General features: G+C 64.3%; 14 protein-coding genes and 1 pseudogene. 11 read left to right on the top strand and 4 right to left on the bottom strand.

The features are described from left to right. Positions 1-40 precede the first annotated feature (40 nt). Positions 41-1,039 (top strand): annotated as a pseudogene (locus tag OU800_RS24380) (methyl-accepting chemotaxis protein); the annotation flags it as partial. Positions 1,040-1,109: 70 nt separating this feature from the next. Here the strand turns inward: OU800_RS24380 and OU800_RS13920 are convergent. Continuing rightward, complete coding sequence (locus tag OU800_RS13920; protein ID WP_268177887.1) at positions 1,110-2,696, bottom strand: ABC-F family ATPase; 1,587 nt, start codon at positions 2,694-2,696, stop codon at positions 1,110-1,112. 593 nt (positions 2,697-3,289) lie between these two features. Continuing rightward, positions 3,290-4,273 (bottom strand): SDR family oxidoreductase, encoded by a 984-nt coding sequence (locus OU800_RS13915; RefSeq protein WP_268177886.1) that lies wholly within the window; start codon positions 4,271-4,273, stop codon positions 3,290-3,292. Positions 4,274-4,739: 466 nt separating this feature from the next. Here OU800_RS13915 and OU800_RS13910 point away from each other — a divergent pair, with 466 nt between their 5' ends. The 3 genes from OU800_RS13910 to nfsB all read left to right on the top strand — a co-directional run bounded on the left by OU800_RS13910 (position 4,740) and on the right by nfsB (position 7,014). Continuing rightward, positions 4,740-5,069: a four-helix bundle copper-binding protein gene (locus OU800_RS13910; RefSeq protein WP_268177885.1), complete on the top strand. Its 330-nt coding sequence runs from the start codon at positions 4,740-4,742 to the stop codon at positions 5,067-5,069. A 359-nt stretch (positions 5,070-5,428) separates the two neighbouring features. After that, positions 5,429-6,301, top strand: coding sequence for a pyridoxal kinase PdxY (pdxY, locus tag OU800_RS13905; protein ID WP_268177884.1), 873 nt, complete (start codon positions 5,429-5,431; stop codon positions 6,299-6,301). Between the two features lie 62 nt (positions 6,302-6,363). Further along, positions 6,364-7,014, top strand: coding sequence for an oxygen-insensitive NAD(P)H nitroreductase (gene nfsB / locus OU800_RS13900; protein WP_268177883.1), 651 nt, complete (start codon positions 6,364-6,366; stop codon positions 7,012-7,014). A gap of 43 nt (positions 7,015-7,057) precedes the next feature. On the opposite strand, the gene OU800_RS13895 is transcribed toward nfsB, so the two are convergent. Next, complete coding sequence (locus OU800_RS13895) at positions 7,058-7,453, bottom strand: RidA family protein (RefSeq protein WP_268177882.1); 396 nt, start codon at positions 7,451-7,453, stop codon at positions 7,058-7,060. Between the two features lie 142 nt (positions 7,454-7,595). On the opposite strand from OU800_RS13895, the gene OU800_RS13890 reads away from it, so the two are divergent. Beyond that, a complete protein-coding gene (locus tag OU800_RS13890) occupies positions 7,596-8,525 on the top strand; it encodes a LysR family transcriptional regulator (protein WP_268177881.1) in 930 nt (309 codons plus the stop codon). A 4-nt stretch (positions 8,526-8,529) separates the two neighbouring features. Here OU800_RS13890 and OU800_RS13885 read toward each other — a convergent pair whose 3' ends face one another. Then, positions 8,530-9,468, bottom strand: a complete 939-nt coding sequence (locus OU800_RS13885) for a LysR family transcriptional regulator (RefSeq protein WP_268177880.1) — start codon at positions 9,466-9,468, stop codon at positions 8,530-8,532. A 213-nt stretch (positions 9,469-9,681) separates the two neighbouring features. On the opposite strand from OU800_RS13885, the gene OU800_RS13880 reads away from it, so the two are divergent. From OU800_RS13880 to OU800_RS13855, 6 genes are read left to right on the top strand one after another with little or no spacing between them, the layout of a single operon-like run. Further along, positions 9,682-10,758, top strand: a complete 1,077-nt coding sequence (locus OU800_RS13880; protein WP_268177879.1) for a 4-oxalomesaconate tautomerase — start codon at positions 9,682-9,684, stop codon at positions 10,756-10,758. Between the two features lie 39 nt (positions 10,759-10,797). Further along, positions 10,798-12,042 (top strand): OprD family porin, encoded by a 1,245-nt coding sequence (locus OU800_RS13875; protein WP_268177878.1) that lies wholly within the window; start codon positions 10,798-10,800, stop codon positions 12,040-12,042. 41 nt (positions 12,043-12,083) lie between these two features. Next, on the top strand, positions 12,084-13,064 hold the full coding sequence (locus OU800_RS13870) for a Bug family tripartite tricarboxylate transporter substrate binding protein (RefSeq protein ID WP_268177877.1): 981 nt from the start codon (positions 12,084-12,086) through the stop codon (positions 13,062-13,064). A gap of 48 nt (positions 13,065-13,112) precedes the next feature. Further along, a complete protein-coding gene (locus tag OU800_RS13865) occupies positions 13,113-13,565 on the top strand; it encodes a tripartite tricarboxylate transporter TctB family protein (RefSeq protein WP_268177876.1) in 453 nt (150 codons plus the stop codon). Positions 13,566-13,568: 3 nt separating this feature from the next. Then, positions 13,569-15,086, top strand: a complete 1,518-nt coding sequence (locus OU800_RS13860; RefSeq protein WP_268177875.1) for a tripartite tricarboxylate transporter permease — start codon at positions 13,569-13,571, stop codon at positions 15,084-15,086. A 20-nt stretch (positions 15,087-15,106) separates the two neighbouring features. After that, positions 15,107-16,048: a D-2-hydroxyacid dehydrogenase family protein gene (locus OU800_RS13855; RefSeq protein ID WP_268177874.1), complete on the top strand. Its 942-nt coding sequence runs from the start codon at positions 15,107-15,109 to the stop codon at positions 16,046-16,048. The last annotated feature ends 6 nt before the right edge of the window (positions 16,049-16,054 follow it).

The raw sequence follows: 16,054 nt of genomic DNA, 5'->3' as shown, positions 1-16,054 counted from the left end.
GCTGCTGGTGCTGGTCGGTATCGTCGCGGTGTGGTTGGGCAATGCCTTTCTACGGCCACTGGTGCAGATCAAGGCGAACCTCGATGACATCGCCGCGGGCGACGGTGATCTTACCCATCGCCTCCCCATTACCAGCCAGGATGAGCTGGGCGAGCTGTCCGGCTCCTTCAATCGCTTCGTCGAGAAGATCCATGGTCTGGTGCGGCAGATCGCCGAAATGACCGGCCAGCTCACCGACCTGGTCGGTCAGGTGTCCGCTCAGGCGCAGCGTTCCGAGCAGGCCATGGCGCAGCAGCGCCATGAAACCGATCAGGTGGCCACGGCGATCAACCAGATGTCGGCGGCAGCGCATGAGGTGGCCAAGAGTGCGCAGAACGCGGCCGAGGCTGCCCAGCAGACCGACCATGAAGGCCAGGAGGCCAAGCGCGTGGTCGACGGCAGCATCCAGAGCATTCATGCCCTGGTGGAGGATATCCGCAGCAGCGGCGCGTCGCTGGACAGCTTGCAGCAGGACGTGCAGTCCATCGTCAGCGTGCTCGACGTGATCCGTTCCATCGCCGAGCAGACCAACCTGTTGGCGCTCAATGCGGCCATCGAGGCGGCGCGGGCCGGGGAGGCCGGGCGCGGTTTCGCCGTGGTGGCCGACGAGGTGCGAGCGCTGGCCAGCCGCACCCAGCAAAGCACTCGGGAAATCCAGGGCATGATCGACCGCCTGCAGCAGGGCACCCAGGCTTCGGTCACGGCCATGCGCCGCTCCAGCGATGCCGGCGAGCTGACCAGTGAACAGGCGAACAAGGCCGGCGCCTCGCTGGATGCCATCGCGCAACTGATCGCCACCATCAACGCGATGAACGCGCAGATCGCCAGTGCGGCCGAGGAGCAGACCGCTGTGGCCGAGGAGATCAACCGCAGCGTGCACCAGATCGCCGGAGCGGTTGACAGCGTCGCCAGCGAGACGGAGCAGGGCGCGCAGACCGCGCGCAGCCTGGCTGGGCTAGGCGATCGCCTCAACGCACTGGTGCGTCAGTTCCGCATCTGACGCCTATGGCCTGATCGAGCGGCCATGAAAAAGCCCGCAGTCGCGGGCTTTTTCATTTCTGAAGCAGACGTCAGACGATCACGCCCTGGCTGCGCAGGTAGTCGTCGTAGCTGCCACTGAAATCGGTCACACCATTGTCCGACAGCTCGATGATGCGCGTGGCCAGGGAGCTGACGAACTCACGGTCGTGGCTGACGAAGATCAGCGTGCCCGGGTAGTTCTCCAGCGCCAGGTTGAGCGCCTCGATGGACTCCATGTCCAGGTGGTTGGTCGGTTCGTCCATCACCAGCACGTTGGGCTTCTGGCAGGCCAGCTTGCCGAACAGCATGCGGCCCTGCTCACCACCGGAGAGCACCTTGACCGACTTCTGGATCTCGTCGGAGGAGAACAGCATGCGGCCCAGGGCGGCGCGAATGTTCTGCTCGCCGCTGGTCCACTGACCCATCCACTCGAACAGGGTTTCGTCGGCCTCGAAGTCGTGGGCGTGATCCTGGGCATAGTAGCCCACCTCGGCGCTGTCGGTCCATTTCACCGCGCCGGCGTCCGGGGTCATCTCACCGACCAGGTTGCGTAGCAGGGTGGTCTTGCCGATGCCGTTGGGGCCGATGATGGCCACACGCTCGCCGGCCTCGATGGTGAAGCTGAAGTTCTTGAACAGCACCTTGTCGTCGAAGGCTTTGGACAGCTTCTCGACGGTGACCGCCTGGCGGTGCAGCTTCTTGTTCTGGTCGAAGCGGATGAACGGGCTGACGCGGCTGGACGGCTTGACCTCGGCGAGCTGGATCTTATCGATCTGCTTGGCGCGGCTGGTGGCCTGCTTGGCCTTGGAGGCGTTGGCCGAGAAGCGGCTGACGAAGGTCTGCAGCTCGGCGATCTGCGCCTTCTTCTTGGCGTTGTCGGCCAGCAGTTGCTCGCGTGCCTGGGTCGCAGCGGTCATGTACTCGTCGTAGTTGCCGGGGAACAGGCGCAGCTCGCCGTAGTCCAGGTCGGCCATATGTGTGCAGACCGCATTCAGGAAGTGGCGGTCGTGGGAAATGATGATCATGGTGCTGTTACGCGCCGTGAGGATGTTTTCCAGCCAGCGGATGGTGTTGATATCCAGGTGGTTGGTCGGTTCGTCGAGCAGCAGCACGTCCGGGTCGGCGAACAGCGCCTGAGCCAGCAGTACGCGCAGCTTCCAGCCGGGGGCGACTTCGCTCATCGGGCCGAAGTGCTGTTCCAGCGGAATGCCCAGGCCTAGTAGCAGTTCGCCGGCGCGGGACTCGGCGGTGTAGCCGTCCATCTCGGCGAACTCGCCTTCCAGCTCGCCCACCTTCATGCCGTCTTCTTCGCTCATTTCCGGCAGCGAATAGATGCGGTCGCGCTCGGCCTTGACCTTCCACAGCTCCTCGTGGCCCATGATCACGGTGTCGATCACGTTGAATTCTTCGTAGGCGAACTGATCCTGGCGCAGCTTGCCCAGACGCACGTTGGGTTCGAGCATCACCTGGCCGGCCGACGGCTCCAGATCGCCGCCGAGAATCTTCATGAAAGTCGACTTGCCGCAGCCGTTGGCGCCGATCAGGCCGTAGCGGTTGCCGTTGTTGAACTTGACGGAAACGTTCTCGAACAGCGGCTTGGCGCCGAACTGCATGGTGATGTTAGCGGTGGAAATCAAAGGGCTTACCTATCAGTAACTTGAGGCGCGCTGTTGAACGGGTGATACCGCTTCGAGCCTTGCAACCCGGCCCGAACCGAGGAAGACGAACCTGCGCAGATGAGTGAGGGCTACGACCCTGCCGGCAGACGAGCCGTTGGGGCTGCTCGGCATGGGTGGGTGTGTCGGGTATCGTGGCGCCGCAGCCTGATGGTACCCAGGGCGGCGTCGAAGCGCGCAATGGTATCACTTGGCATCTGTAACTTCAGCCATCGCGGCGCACAAGGGTAGGGTGCGCCGCGCGCACCATTGAACAAGGAAAACGGGACAGATTTACTTACTGCGAGGGCGACCACGCTACCAGCGGCGCCAGGCCGGGCATGTTGCTGTACAGATGGGAAGTACTCACTCCGTACAGAAGACTTCTGCTCGCCCGCGCAGTTGTCCCAAGCCGATACTGCCAGCCCCTTCGATCAAGGCCACGAACTGGCGCTGGCGCCTGGCCGAATGCTCGCTGGCCGGCAGGCCCAGCTCATCACGGCGCGAAACAGCACCCTCTGCATCTCACTGAGAAAGTCCAGGGTGTCGGCTGCGGCCCAGTCAGGTCGGGCGGCTCAGCGAGAGCCGCTACGCAGGCGCATCAGCCCCCAGCCGACCAGCAGCACGGCCGCCGTGCCGGTCAGCAGGGCCGGCATCCGGCTATCCGCCGGGCTGCTGCGCCAGCCGCCGTCGATGCGCCGCTCCCCAGTCGCTGGCTGGAACAGGTTGCCGGTGGAGTGCGGCGTGCGTGGCCCGCGTTTCAGCGCGCTGCCCACCACCAGCCCGGAGAGCTGGGCGAAGCCCGGCAGGAGGAAGTGGCCGAGGCGCAGCAGGGTGGCGGCTCGCCCCACCGTGCGGCTCGGGCGGGGATCGAGGGCCAGTTCCACCATGGCATCGGCGACCTGGCGCGGATCGTAGCGTGGCGGCGGCGGGCTGAGCTGGTGGCCGGTGAAGTTGGCGCCATCGCGAAAGCCGGGGGTGTCCATCACCGCTGGGTAGAGGTCGCAGATATGGATGTGCGGCCAGCGCACCAGTTCGCCGCGCAGCGCCTCGGTGAGCCCGCGCAAGCCGTACTTGGCGGCGGAATAGGCGGCCGCGTAGGGCTGGGCGACCCAACTGCCGAGCGACAGGGTGTTGATCAGGATGCCCGAGGTCTGCGCCTTGAAATACGGCAGCACGACATGGGCGCCGCGCAGGTAGCCGAGCAGGTCGGTCTGCACCACCTGCTCGTGAGCGTTCAGCGGAGTGTCCTCGAAGCTGCCCACCGCGCCGACGCCGGCATTGTTGACCCAGACATCGATGCGCCCATCGCCGAAGGCCGCGGCCTGTTCGGCCAGGTGCTGCATCGATTCGTTACGGGTGACGTCGGTAGGCACGGCCAGGGCGCGGGCACCGATTCGCTCGCATTCTTCGACGACTGTGGCCAGTGCCGCTTCATCACGGGCCGCCAGCACCAGGCGCGCGCCATGCCGGGCGAAGGCATGGGCGGCGCAGCGGCCGATGCCGCTCGAGGCGCCGGTGATCACCACCAGTGCGTCGTTCAGTTGAATGCTTGCCATTGGATTCTCCTGCAGTCGGTGGAACGGGTTGGCGATGCGCCAATTGCCAGCGAGGTTGCGTAGCGCCAGTCGCTGGGCGATGGCTCCTGTAATGGGGACTGAGGAGCTTCGTAGGGAGTTCAGCCTGTTTTTGCTCATGGCCGGGTCGTGGCCCGGAACCCCAGCGCCACTGGTGAGCGAGGCAAGGGGCAGGGCGGAAAACTCCCTGAACCTGGCTTTGCCTGCCTCTGTCCACTGCGCACATCGCCACTGAAACCGGCATGGGTAGGGAAGCGAGGATTTCCCTCGACGTTGCTGATGACTGACGTGCTGCTCGGTGAGCCCCGAGGTGCCATGCAGGGCCACAGTGCGATGTCACGAGTCGAACCCGGTGTGCGCGGCCCTGGCGCCCGTGGTCGCCCGAGACTCTGCCTCGGGTGCGGGTATCGACTGACGATTGCAGACCTACCACGAGTGGAGAATGCTCATGAATAACGCTGATATCGAATCCTGCATCAAGGCCTGTCTGGACTGTGCCGTGACCTGTGACCGTTGCTTTGCCGCCTGCCTGAGCGAAGGCCAGGTGCAGATGATGGCCCAGTGCATCCAGCTAGATCGCGAGTGCTCGGAGGTGTGCCGCCTCGCGGCGTCGCTGATGGCCAGTGGCAGCGAGCTGGCAGCGGCTTTCTGTGGCGTCTGCGCCGAGATCTGCAGCCAATGCGGCGAAGAGTGCAGCCGGCATGAGGCCAAGCACTGCCAGGACTGCGCCAAGACCTGCAAGGCTTGCGCCGAGGCCTGTCGCCGCATGGCCGCCTGATGCCTGCCTGATGAGCCCTGCCGGAGCTCATACTCATGCGTACGGCTGGCGCCTGGCAGCCGAGAGGGGCGCTGCGACCCGGGACGCGCCTCGGAGGGAGCGTGGAGGAATGCTTCAAGAGTCTGTTTTTCGCGGTGAGCATCGTACTGCTGCTCGGTGTGTTGTCGCGCCCACTCAGACTTCATGGCCTGGTCGCGCCTTTTCTCGCCCTGCTTGGGGTTTCCAGGCTGATGATCAGCTAGGGGCATCGTGCCGATGGTGGAGCGTTGGAACCCGGGTCACTGCCTGAGCCGGCAGTGGCCTTGCGGCCTCGACATGACCAATAATCGCCACCCGTCCCTTCACTGCCGGAGCCCCTGATGAGTGCCGTCCTGCCACCGCTGGTTCTATCGATCCAATCCCATGTCGCCTGGGGTCATGTCGGTAATGCCGCGGCGGTCTTCCCGCTGCAACGCCTGGGCTTCGAGGTGCTGCCGATCCATACCGTGCAGTTCTCCAACCACACCGGCTACGGCCAGTTCCGTGGCCAGGTGTTTGGTGCCGAGCATGTGCGCGAGGTGCTGCTGGGGCTGCGTGAGCGGGGCGTGTTGCCGCGCCTGTCGGCGGTACTGTCGGGCTACCTGGGCGATGCCGACAGCGGCCGGGTGATTCTCGAAGCGGTGGGTGAGATCCGCCAGCACAATCCCCGCGTGCGCTACCTGTGCGACCCGGTGATGGGCGATGTCGGTCGGGGCGTGTTCGTCAATCCGGCGATTCCGGACTTTCTGCGTGACCAGGCCATTCCCTTCGCCAACATCATCACCCCCAACCAGTTCGAGTTCGAGCTGCTCACCGGCGCGAAACTGGGCAGCCTGCAGGAAGCGGTGAAAGTCGCCCGGCAACTGCGTGGTCGTGGGCCGGATATCGTGGTGATCACCAGCCTGGCGACGCCTGATATTCCCGATAGCGAACTGGGCACCCTGGCAGTGAACGGCGAGGGCGCCTGGCTGGTAAGCACCCCGCGCCTGGCTCTGCATCCATTGCCCAATGGCATGGGCGACGTGTTCTCCGCCACCTTGCTTGGTCGCCTGCTGGCCGGGCAGGCACTGCCACAGGCTCTGGAACTGGCCACTGCGACGCTCTATGCCCTGGTTGAGCAGACTGCAGAAGGTGCGCGCGATCTGCCGCTGGTGGCGGCGCAGGAGCAGATCGTGGCACCGGCGCCGCGTTTCAGCGCACGGGCGCTGGGCTGAGCCGGTCTGCTTGATTCGGCCTGATCTTCATTCCCTTACCACCTTTACCGAGGAGATCTTTCATGAACCCCGTTTCCTTCGCGCGCCAGCGCTACACCACCAAGGCCTACGATGCGACCCGCCAGGTGGAGCAGGCGAGCATCGATGAGTTGTTGGAGTTGCTGCGCCTGGCGCCGTCGTCGGTCAACTCGCAGCCCTGGCACTTCGTCGTGGCCAGCTCCACCGAAGGCAAGGCGCGCCTGGCCAAGGGCACTCAGGGTGGCTTCGTCTACAACCAGCCGAAGGTGCTCGATGCCTCGCACGTGATCCTGATTTGCACCCTGCGCGAGATGAGCGAGGCGCACCTGGCGGCGCTGCTGGAGCAGGAGGGCGCCGATGGCCGCTTCCGTGACGATGCCGCCCGTACCACCCAGCAGAACACCCGCAACAGCTACGTGAAGCTGCATCGCGAACTGGGCGACATGTCGCACTGGATGGAGAAGCAGGCCTACCTGGCGCTCGGCACGCTGCTGTTCGGCGCGGCCAGCCTGGGCCTGGATGCCACGCCGATGGAAGGCATCGATCGCGATGCCCTGGATGCCGAGCTAGGCCTGGCCGAGCGCGGCCTGCGCAGCCTGGTGATGGTCGCGCTGGGCTATCACAGCGAGAGCGATTTCAACGCCGCGTTGCCGAAATCGCGTTTGCCGGCCGAGCGCGTGTTCACCTACCTCTGAGCTTGTCTGCTGCGCTCAGTTACATGGCCGGGCGCAGTATCTCTCACGCCGGCAGCTTGGCGATTACCTTGATCTCGAAATCGAAACCGGCCAGCCAGGTCACGCCGAGGGCGGTAACGGTCGGGTAGGGGGCCTGGCCCCAGTATTCGGCCGCGACTTCCCAGATGGTCTCGAACTGAGCGTGCGGATCGAGCATGAACAGAGTGGTATCGACCACGTCATCGAAGCTGCTGCCGGCCTCGGCCAGAATCGCATTGAGGTTGGCGAAGGCCAGGCGTACCTGGGCTCGCAGATCCGGCTCCGGTGAGCCGTCCTTACGGCTGCCGACCTGACCGGAGACGAACAGAAAGCCGTTGCTGCGAATCGCCGGAGAATAGCGGTGAAGCTCGTACAGCGCATGGCGCTCGGCCGGGAAAACCACATCACGTTTGTTGCTCATTGCCTGCCTCCATCCGAACCCGTTTGGGCCGTGGTGAATGATGGAGCCACTTTAGGAAGAGCCCTGACCGGGATAAACACGCACCTCGGGTCATGACTGTTTGTAGAATCCAAACAATCCAGCAGCAAAAGAGAAACCCGAGATGGATCGTTTCGATGCAATGCAGGCGTTCGCCCGTGTGGTGGAGACCGGCAGCTTCACCAAGGCGGCCGAAACGTTGCACATCAATCGCAGCAGCGTGACGCAGCTCGTCCAGCAACTGGAGGCGCGCCTGCGTGTGCGCCTGCTCAACCGCACCACGCGCAAGGTCAATGTCACCGCCGATGGCGCCGCCTACTACGAGCGGGTGGTGCGTCTGCTGGCCGAGCTGGACGATGCCGAGACCAGCCTGTCCAGCGCAGCTCTGGCCCCGCGTGGGCGGCTGCGCGTGGATGTGCCCAGCCCCTTCGCGCGCCTGCTGCTGATCCCGGCATTGCCGGCCTTCTACGCGCGCTATCCGGAAATCCAGCTGACCCTGGGGGTGAGCGATCGCATCGTTGACATCATCGGCGAGAACGTCGATTGCGTGGTACGCGGCGGCGAGATCACCGATCAATCGCTGATCGCCCGGCACGTGGGCGATCTGCAGCTTGGTATCTATGCCACGCCGGGCTATCTGCAACGCAGCGGCACGCCGCTGCATCCGCGCGAGCTGGAGGACGCCGGGCACAGCACCGTGGGATTTCTCTGGTCGCGCACGGGCAAGGTCTTGCCCTATGCGATGCAGCGCGGGGAGGAGCGTGTCGAGAGCCAGGGCCGGCCGCTGCTCACCGTCGACGATGGCAATGCCTATCTGGCGGCGGGGCTGGCAGGACTGGGCATGCTCTGGCTCCCGGACTACATGGCCAAGCCGCATCTGGCCAGTGGCGAACTGGTGCCTCTGTTCGAGGATTGGCAGATGGCGCCTATGCCCATGTACCTGGCCTTCCCGCCGAACCGCCATGTCAGTGCCAAGCTGCGGGTGTTCATCGACTGGATCGTGGCGCTGCTGGCCGAGCATGCGCCGGTAGCGCCACGGCCTTTGAGCGCTTGAGGCCTTACTCTGCTTTGCCGACGCTCGATTCACTGGCGGTACCCAGTGAGGTATAGCCAGGCCATTGTCTGAGTAGCGTTTCGACGAACTGTTCGGCCGCCGGTGACAGCGACGAGCCACGGCGCCGTACCAGGCCCAGGGTACGGCTGATCACCGGATCGACCAGCGGCCGTCTGACCAGTATCGGATGATCCTCGGCGGGCATGGCCAGGCTAGGCAGGGCGGCGATGCCCAGGCCGGCTTCGACCATGCCCAGTGAGGTCGACAGGTGCTGCACCTCGTAGAACCAGCTCGGGCGCCAGTCCAGATGGGCCAGGCCATGGTCGAGCAGCACCCGGTTGCCGCTGAGGCGGCCGACGCCGATCAGGCGATAGTCGCTCAGTTCGCGCCAGGCCACTTCCGACTGTTTGGCCAGGGGGTGGTCGCGCCGGCAGGCCAGTACGAAGGGCTCGTTGACCAGCGGGGTGAAGTCGATTTCCGCACTCTGGCCGCTCTGCATGTTGATGCCGAAATCCGCTTCGCCACGGATCACCGCCTCCAGCCCTTCATGGGCGCTGAGGTCGAGGATGCGGATGCGGATCTTCGGATACTGCAGGTTGAAGGCGCGAATCACCGTGGGCAGGAAGTAGAACGCGGCGGTCGGGATGCAGGCCAGGGTGACCTGGCCGGACTGGCGCTCGGCCAGCTCGCGAATGCCGAGGATGGAGCGCTCGAAATCGTCCAGCAGGCGCTGCGCCTTGGGCAGGAAGTCGCGGCCAACGGCGGTCAGGCTGACGCGCCGGGTGGTGCGATCGAGCAATTGCGTGCCCAGGCTCTCTTCGAGCTTCTGCATGCGCCGGGTCAGCGCAGGCTGAGACAGATGGATGGCGTTGGCGGCTTCGTGAAAGTTGCCGAATTCGGCGATTTTCACGAAAGCACGGATATCCTGGAGTTCGTAATTCATGCGTGCTCGTTATTAGTCTTCTTTATTTTTGCCTGAAATTTACCAATGAACCCTAGTCATTTCGCTTGTGGCTGGCAAGTCAGAACACTTGGCTGATGCATTAATGCATGTATAGGAATAAATATCGAAATATATGCATTTTACAGAAGAAACTTGGCCTCTTCATAATCAACGCAAAGCAACAATCACCATTTTTAATGCGTTGGAGGCATCATGCGGACAGTACCTTGCGTACTCATGCGAGGCGGCACCTCGAAAGGGCCGGTATTCCTGGCCAATCACTTGCCCAGTGACCCGCTGCAACGCGACGAGCTGCTGATCAATCTCATGGGGGCGGGCCATGAGCTGGAGATCGATGGCATCGGCGGTGGCAGCCCGCAGACCAGCAAGGTGGCGATCGTCAGCCGCTCACCCCATCCGGATGCCGATGTCGATTACCTGTTCGTGCAGGTCATGGTCACTCAGCGGCGTGTCGACACCGCCCCCAACTGCGGCAACATGCTCTGCGCCATCGGCCCCTTTGCCATCGAGCATGGCCTGGTCAACGCCAGCTCGCCGATGACCCGCGTGCGCATCCGCAACCTCAACACCAACACCTTCGTCGACTCCGACGTGATGACGCCCGGTGGCCGCGTGCGCTACGACGGCGACACTGCCATCGATGGAGTGCCAGGCACCGCCGCGCCGATTCAACTGACCTTCCTCAATGCCGCGGGTGCCAAGACCGGCAGCCTGTTGCCCACCGGCCGCAGTCGTGACCAGTTCGACGGGGTAGAGGCCACCTGCATCGACATGGCCATGCCGATGGTGCTGCTGCATGCCGAGGCACTGGGCAAGACCGGTTACGAGTCGCCGGCCGAACTGGATGCCGATCCGCTATTCCTCCAGCGCCTGGAGCGCATCCGCCTGCAGGCTGGTCTGGCCATGGGCCTGGGTGACGTTTCGCAGATGGTGATTCCCAAGCCGGTGCTGCTGGCGCCGGCACGCCATGGCGGCACCCTCGGCGTGCGCTATTTCATGCCGCACAACTGCCACCGTTCGGTCGCCGCCACCGGCGCCATCGGCCTGGCGACAGCCTGTGCGGTGCCCGGCAGCGTTGCCCAGGACATCGCGCCCATCGCCGGCGAAGCGCTGGTACGCCTGGAACATCCCGGCGGGCAGATCGAAGTCTCCCTGCAGCCCGCAGCAGACGGGCAGCCACAGAACATGCGCGCCTCGCTGGTGCGCACCGCACGCCGGCTGTTCTCCGGCGAGGTTTACATCCCGCTCAGTCGCCGAACGGGAACCTGACACCGCTTCACTCACCACCACATCAAGGGCTTGATCACAATGACAAGAAAGACCCTCCTGACGCTGGCCACCTGCGGTGTGTCGGCACTGTCGCTGCCCAGTCTGCAGGCGGCCGGCTTCATCGAGGACAGCAAGGCCAGCCTGGAACTGCGCAACTTCTACCTCAACCGTGACTTCCGCCAGTTCCCGGGGCAGAACAAACGTGAGGAGTGGGCGCAGGGCTTCATCCTCAATCTGCAGTCCGGTTTCACCCAGGGCACCGTCGGCTTCGGTGTCGACGCCATCGGCATGCTCGGCCTGAAGCTGGATTCCTCGAAGGATCGCAGTGGCACCGCCCTGTTGCCGCGCGACAGCAAGAATCGCCCCGAGGACGACTACAGCAAGCTGGGCGTGACCGGTAAGGTGCGTTTCGCCGAGAGCCAGCTACGTATCGGTACGCTGATGCCGAAGATGCCGTACCTGCAATTCAGCAACTCGCGCCTGCTGCCGCAGGTGTACGAAGGCTGGCAGTTGCAGAGCAAGGATCTCGAGCGTGCCACCTTCACCCTGGGTGAGATCAACCGGGTGGTGCAGCGAGATGCATCCGGCTCGGAGAGGCTGGCCCTGAACAACAAGAACGGCCGTTTCGGTGGCAGCCCGGAAAGTGACGAACTGCGCTTCGCCGGTGTCGACTATGCGCTCACTCCGCAACTGCTGGTCAGCTATCACCATGCCGAACTGAGCGATGTCTACCGCCAGCATTTCGCCGGGCTGCAGCACAGGCTGTCGTTGCCTGCGGGCAAGCTCAAGAGTGATCTGCGCTACTTCAACAACGGTGAGGCAGGGCAGGAGCGGGCCGGCAAGATCGACAACCAGGCGCTCAACGCCATGTTCACCTACAGCCTCGCCGGCCATGCACTGGGGCTTGGCTACCAGAAGATGCGCGGCGACGACGGTTTCACCTATGTCGATGGTGCCACGCCCTACCTGACCAACTTCCTGCAGATCAACGATTTTGCCGGGCCGGATGAGCGTTCCTGGCAACTGCGCTACGACTTCGATTTCGCTAGCGTCGGCGTTCCCGGACTGAGGCTCATGACCCGCTACGTGCGTGGCGATCAGGTCGACCTCGCCGCCGGCGAAGGTCAGGAATGGGAGCGTGATACCGATATCGCCTACACCTTCGGCCAGGGAGCGCTGAAGAACCTGACCCTGACCTGGCGTAATGCCACCTATCGCTCCAGCTTCGTCCGTGATCTGGACGAGAATCGCCTGATCCTGAGCTACATCCTGCCGCTGTGGTAACCCAGCGCCCTTGCCGACAAATCTAATAAGAGGAACCCACAATGATCACCCGTTCCATTCGCCGTATCCTGCCGCTTTCCCTGGCCGCTCTGCTGGCCTGTACCTCCGCATTGGCCAACGAGCCGTCGCGTCCGGAATGCATTGCCCCGAGCAAACCGGGCGGTGGTTTCGACCTGACCTGCAAGCTGGCCCAGGCCGGTTTCAAGGATGAAGGCCTGCTCGAGTCGCCCATGCGCGTGACCTACATGCCCGGTGGCATCGGCGCCGTGGCCTACAACTCCATCGCCGCCAACCGCCGTGCCGAGCCGGGCACTCTGGTGGCCTTCTCGGGCGCCTCGCTGCTCAACCTGGCCTTGGGTAAATACGGCCGATTCGATGAGAACGCGGTGAAGTGGCTGGCGGTGATCGGCAACGACTACGGCACCCTGGCCGTGCGCGACGACTCGCCCTACAAGAACCTCGACGACGTGGTGCAGGCGCTGAAGAAGGATCCCAAGAGCATCATCGTGGGCGGTGGCGGCAGCATCGGCGGCCAGGGCTGGGTGAAGATCGCGCTGCTGGCCCGTGCCGCTGGCGTTGATCCGCGTGAGTTGCGTTACGCCGCCTTCGAGGGCGGAGCCGAGCACTATATGGCGCTGATGGGTGGGCACGTCGATCTGGTCACCGGCAGCGCCAGCGAGATCCGTGCGCAGAAGGGCAACAAGATTCGTACCCTGGCGGTGTTCAGCGAGAAGCGCCTGGACGGCGATCTAGCCTCCATCCCCACTGCTCGCGAGCAGGGTTACGACATTCAATGGCCGCTGATTCGTGGCTACTTCCTCGGCCCGGACGTGAAGGAAGAAGACGTCGCCTGGTGGCACGCGCAGTTCGACAAGCTGAACGCTTCCAAGGACTTCCAGAACTATCTGGTCGATCGTGACGTGTTGCCCGACTACGTGACCGGCCCGGCGCTGGAGAAGCTGGTCAAGGCACAGGTACAGGAATACCGCAAGCTGGGCGAAGAATTCGGCCTGGTTGAGTGATAGTCCCATGCGCCGTCTGCGGGCGGCGCATCGCTGCGGAGCAACACCATGCATGATCGTATCTTTGCAGGGGTCACCTTGCTGCTTTGCTGTGTGCTGGCCGTTCTGGCCTGGGGCTACAGCGCGCCTTTTTCCTATGAACCGGTCGGGCCGAAAGCCTTCCCATTGCTGCTGCTGTTGCTGATCGCCCTCGGCTGCGTGCAACTGCTGCTCAAGCCGCCTGCGCCTGCCGAAGGCGAGGAGCCGCCGCTCAATCGGGCGGTGCTGGTCAAGTCACTGACCTTCCTCGGCCTGATGCTCGGTTACGCCATGCTGTTCGAGATCCTCGGCTTCATTCTCGCCAGCCTGCTGTTCGGCATGGGCATGGCGCGCCTGTATGGCGGGCGCTGGCCGCACAGCCTGATCAGTGGCGTGGTACTCGCCATCGGCCTGTACCTGCTGTTCGACAAAGCCCTCGCGGTACCGCTACCGCTCGGCATTCTCGCGAATCTGGAGAGCTGACCCATGGAAACGCTCGGTTATCTCAGCCATGGCTTTGGCGTGGCGTTGAGTCCTTACAATCTGCTCACCGCCTTGTGCGGAACCCTGATCGGGACGGTGGTCGGCCTGCTGCCGGGGCTTGGCCCGATCAACGGCGTGGCGCTGCTGATTCCCGTGGCCTTCGCCCTCGGCCTGCCGCCGGAAACGGCGTTGATCCTGCTCGCAGCGGTCTATCTGGGCTGCGAGTACGGCGGCCGTATCTCCTCGATCCTGCTCAACATTCCGGGTGAGGCGTCCGCCGTGATGACCACCCTGGACGGTTACCCCCTAGCCCGTCAGGGGCAGGCTGGCGTGGCCCTGTCGCTGTCGGCCTGGAGTTCGTTCATCGGTGGTCTGATCGCCACCGTCGGTGTGGTGCTGTTCGCGCCCCTGCTGGCGAAATGGGCGGTGGCCTTCGGCCCGGCCGAATACTTCGTGCTGATGGTCTTTGCCATTACCTGCCTGGCTGGGATGGCCGGCAGCAAACCGTTGAAGACCGGCGTGGCTGCGCTGATCGGCCTGCTGTTGTCATGCGTGGGCATCGACGCCAACAGCGGCGTCTATCGCTTCACCTTCGGCAGCCTGGGGCTGGCCGACGGGATTCAGTTCGTGGTGCTGGTGCTGGGGCTGTTCTCGGTCAGTGAGTTGCTGGTGCTGCTCGAGCGTACCCACCACGGGCAGAAGGCGATCAAGGCCAGCGGCCGCATGTTGTTCACCCTGAAAGAAGGTGGTTACGTGCTGGCTACCAACCTGCGCAGTGGTGTGGTCGGCTTCGTCCTCGGCGTGTTGCCGGGTGCCGGCGCAACACTGGCCAGTGCGGTGTCGTACATGAGCGAGAAGCGCATGGCGGTCAAGGACAACAGGTTCGGCAATGGCGACCTGCGCGGCCTGGCCGCACCGGAAACGGCCAACAGCGCTGCCGCCTGCGGTTCCATGGTGCCGATGCTGACCCTCGGTGTGCCGGGCTCGGGCACCACCGCGGTGATGCTTGGTGCCCTGACGCTGTACAACATCACCCCGGGGCCGTTGCTGTTCCAGCACCAGCCGGACATCGTCTGGGGCCTGATCGCCTCGCTGTTCGTCGCCAACATCATGCTGATCGTGATGAACGTGCCGATGATCAAGATCTTCACCAAGGTGCTCGCCGTGCCTTACTGGGCGCTGGTGCCGGCGGTGGCGATCATCACTGCCATCGGCGTGTACGCGGTACACGCGACCACCTTCGACCTCTATCTGATGATCGCCATCGGTCTGTTCGGCTACGTGTTACGCAAGCTGGATTTCCCCCTGTCGGCGATTCTGCTGGGGTTCATCCTGGGCGGGATGATGGAGCAGAACCTGCGCCGGGCGCTGTCGCTGTCCAGCGGTGATGTCGGTATCCTCTTCGCCAGCCCGATCACCTGGGTGGTCTGGGCGCTGGTGGCAGTGATGGTGGTGCTGCCGTTCTGGCGTGCCTGGCGTGCGCGTCGTGAGCAGAAGGCCGGCGTCGCCAGCGCCGCCTGATACCGCTAGAGGAAAGTCGCATGCGTATCGTGATACCCGATGACTATCAGCGCGTCGTGCAGGGGCTCGAGTGTTTCAGCCTGCTGGAGGGCTTCGATGTCCGCGTGTATCACGATGCCGTCAGTGACGTGGACGTGCTGGCCGAGCGCTTCGCCGAGGCCGACGCGCTGGTGCTGACCCGTGAGCGCACGCGCCTCGATGCCGCGCTGTTGCAGCGCCTGCCCAGGCTCAAGCTGATCAGCCAGACCGGGCGGGCAGGGCCGCATCTCGATCTGGAAGCCTGTCGCGAGCGTGGTGTGACGGTTGCCGAAGGCACCGGCTCGCCGATTGCCGCCGCCGAGCTGACTTGGGCGCTGATCCTCAATGCCCGGCGCGGGTTGCGTGAGGCCATGAACGGTCTGTACGCCGGGCAGTGGCAGGTCAACCTGGGCCAACGCCTGTACGGCCAGACGCTGGGCATCTGGGGCTACGGCAGGATCGGCCAGCGCCTGGCGCGCTATGCGCGGGCCTTCGACATGCCGGTGCTGGTGTGGGGCAGCGAGGCGTCGCGCCAGGCGGCAGTGGCCGATGGTCATGAGGCCGCGCCGACGCGTGAGGCCTTCTTCGCGCAGGCCGATATCGTCAGCCTGCACCTGCGTCTGGTCGAGGCCACGCGGTATTGCGTGAGCGCTGCCGACCTGGCGCGGATGAAGCCTGATGCATTGCTGGTCAACAGCAGCCGCGCCGAGCTGATCGCACCGGGGGCGCTGCTCGAAGCGTTGGAACGTGGTCGGCCCGGCCAGGCGGCGCTGGACGTATTCGAGCAGGAGCCGATCCTGCAGGCCGACCATCCGCTGCTCACTCACCCGCGCGTGCTCTGCACGCCGCATCTGGGCTATGTCGAGAGGCACAGCTACGAGGCCTATTTCGGCGAGGCCTTCGCCAATGTGCGGGCGTTCTATCAGGCGCTCACGAAACAGTAGTGGGGC

This window comes from Pseudomonas sp. GOM7 (genome assembly GCF_026723825.1).
GTDB lineage: Bacteria > Pseudomonadota > Gammaproteobacteria > Pseudomonadales > Pseudomonadaceae > Aquipseudomonas.
The sequence above is the reverse complement of the archived record's forward strand: the minus strand, read 5'-3'. Positions and strand labels throughout refer to the sequence as shown.

Bases quoted from the DNA above. Each gene is read 5' to 3' on its own strand.
- OU800_RS13915 (WP_268177886.1), bottom strand. From the start codon at position 4,273: ATGGCAAGCATTCAACTGAACGACGCACTGGTGGTGATCACCGGCGCC.
- OU800_RS13910 (WP_268177885.1), top strand. From the start codon at position 4,740: ATGAATAACGCTGATATCGAATCCTGCATCAAGGCCTGTCTGGACTGT.
- pdxY (WP_268177884.1), top strand. From the start codon at position 5,429: ATGAGTGCCGTCCTGCCACCGCTGGTTCTATCGATCCAATCCCATGTC.
- nfsB (WP_268177883.1), top strand. From the start codon at position 6,364: ATGAACCCCGTTTCCTTCGCGCGCCAGCGCTACACCACCAAGGCCTAC.
- OU800_RS13895 (WP_268177882.1), bottom strand. From the start codon at position 7,453: ATGAGCAACAAACGTGATGTGGTTTTCCCGGCCGAGCGCCATGCGCTG.
- OU800_RS13890 (WP_268177881.1), top strand. From the start codon at position 7,596: ATGGATCGTTTCGATGCAATGCAGGCGTTCGCCCGTGTGGTGGAGACC.
- OU800_RS13885 (WP_268177880.1), bottom strand. From the start codon at position 9,468: ATGAATTACGAACTCCAGGATATCCGTGCTTTCGTGAAAATCGCCGAA.
- OU800_RS13880 (WP_268177879.1), top strand. From the start codon at position 9,682: ATGCGGACAGTACCTTGCGTACTCATGCGAGGCGGCACCTCGAAAGGG.
- OU800_RS13875 (WP_268177878.1), top strand. From the start codon at position 10,798: ATGACAAGAAAGACCCTCCTGACGCTGGCCACCTGCGGTGTGTCGGCA.
- OU800_RS13870 (WP_268177877.1), top strand. From the start codon at position 12,084: ATGATCACCCGTTCCATTCGCCGTATCCTGCCGCTTTCCCTGGCCGCT.
- OU800_RS13865 (WP_268177876.1), top strand. From the start codon at position 13,113: ATGCATGATCGTATCTTTGCAGGGGTCACCTTGCTGCTTTGCTGTGTG.
- OU800_RS13860 (WP_268177875.1), top strand. From the start codon at position 13,569: ATGGAAACGCTCGGTTATCTCAGCCATGGCTTTGGCGTGGCGTTGAGT.
- OU800_RS13855 (WP_268177874.1), top strand. From the start codon at position 15,107: ATGCGTATCGTGATACCCGATGACTATCAGCGCGTCGTGCAGGGGCTC.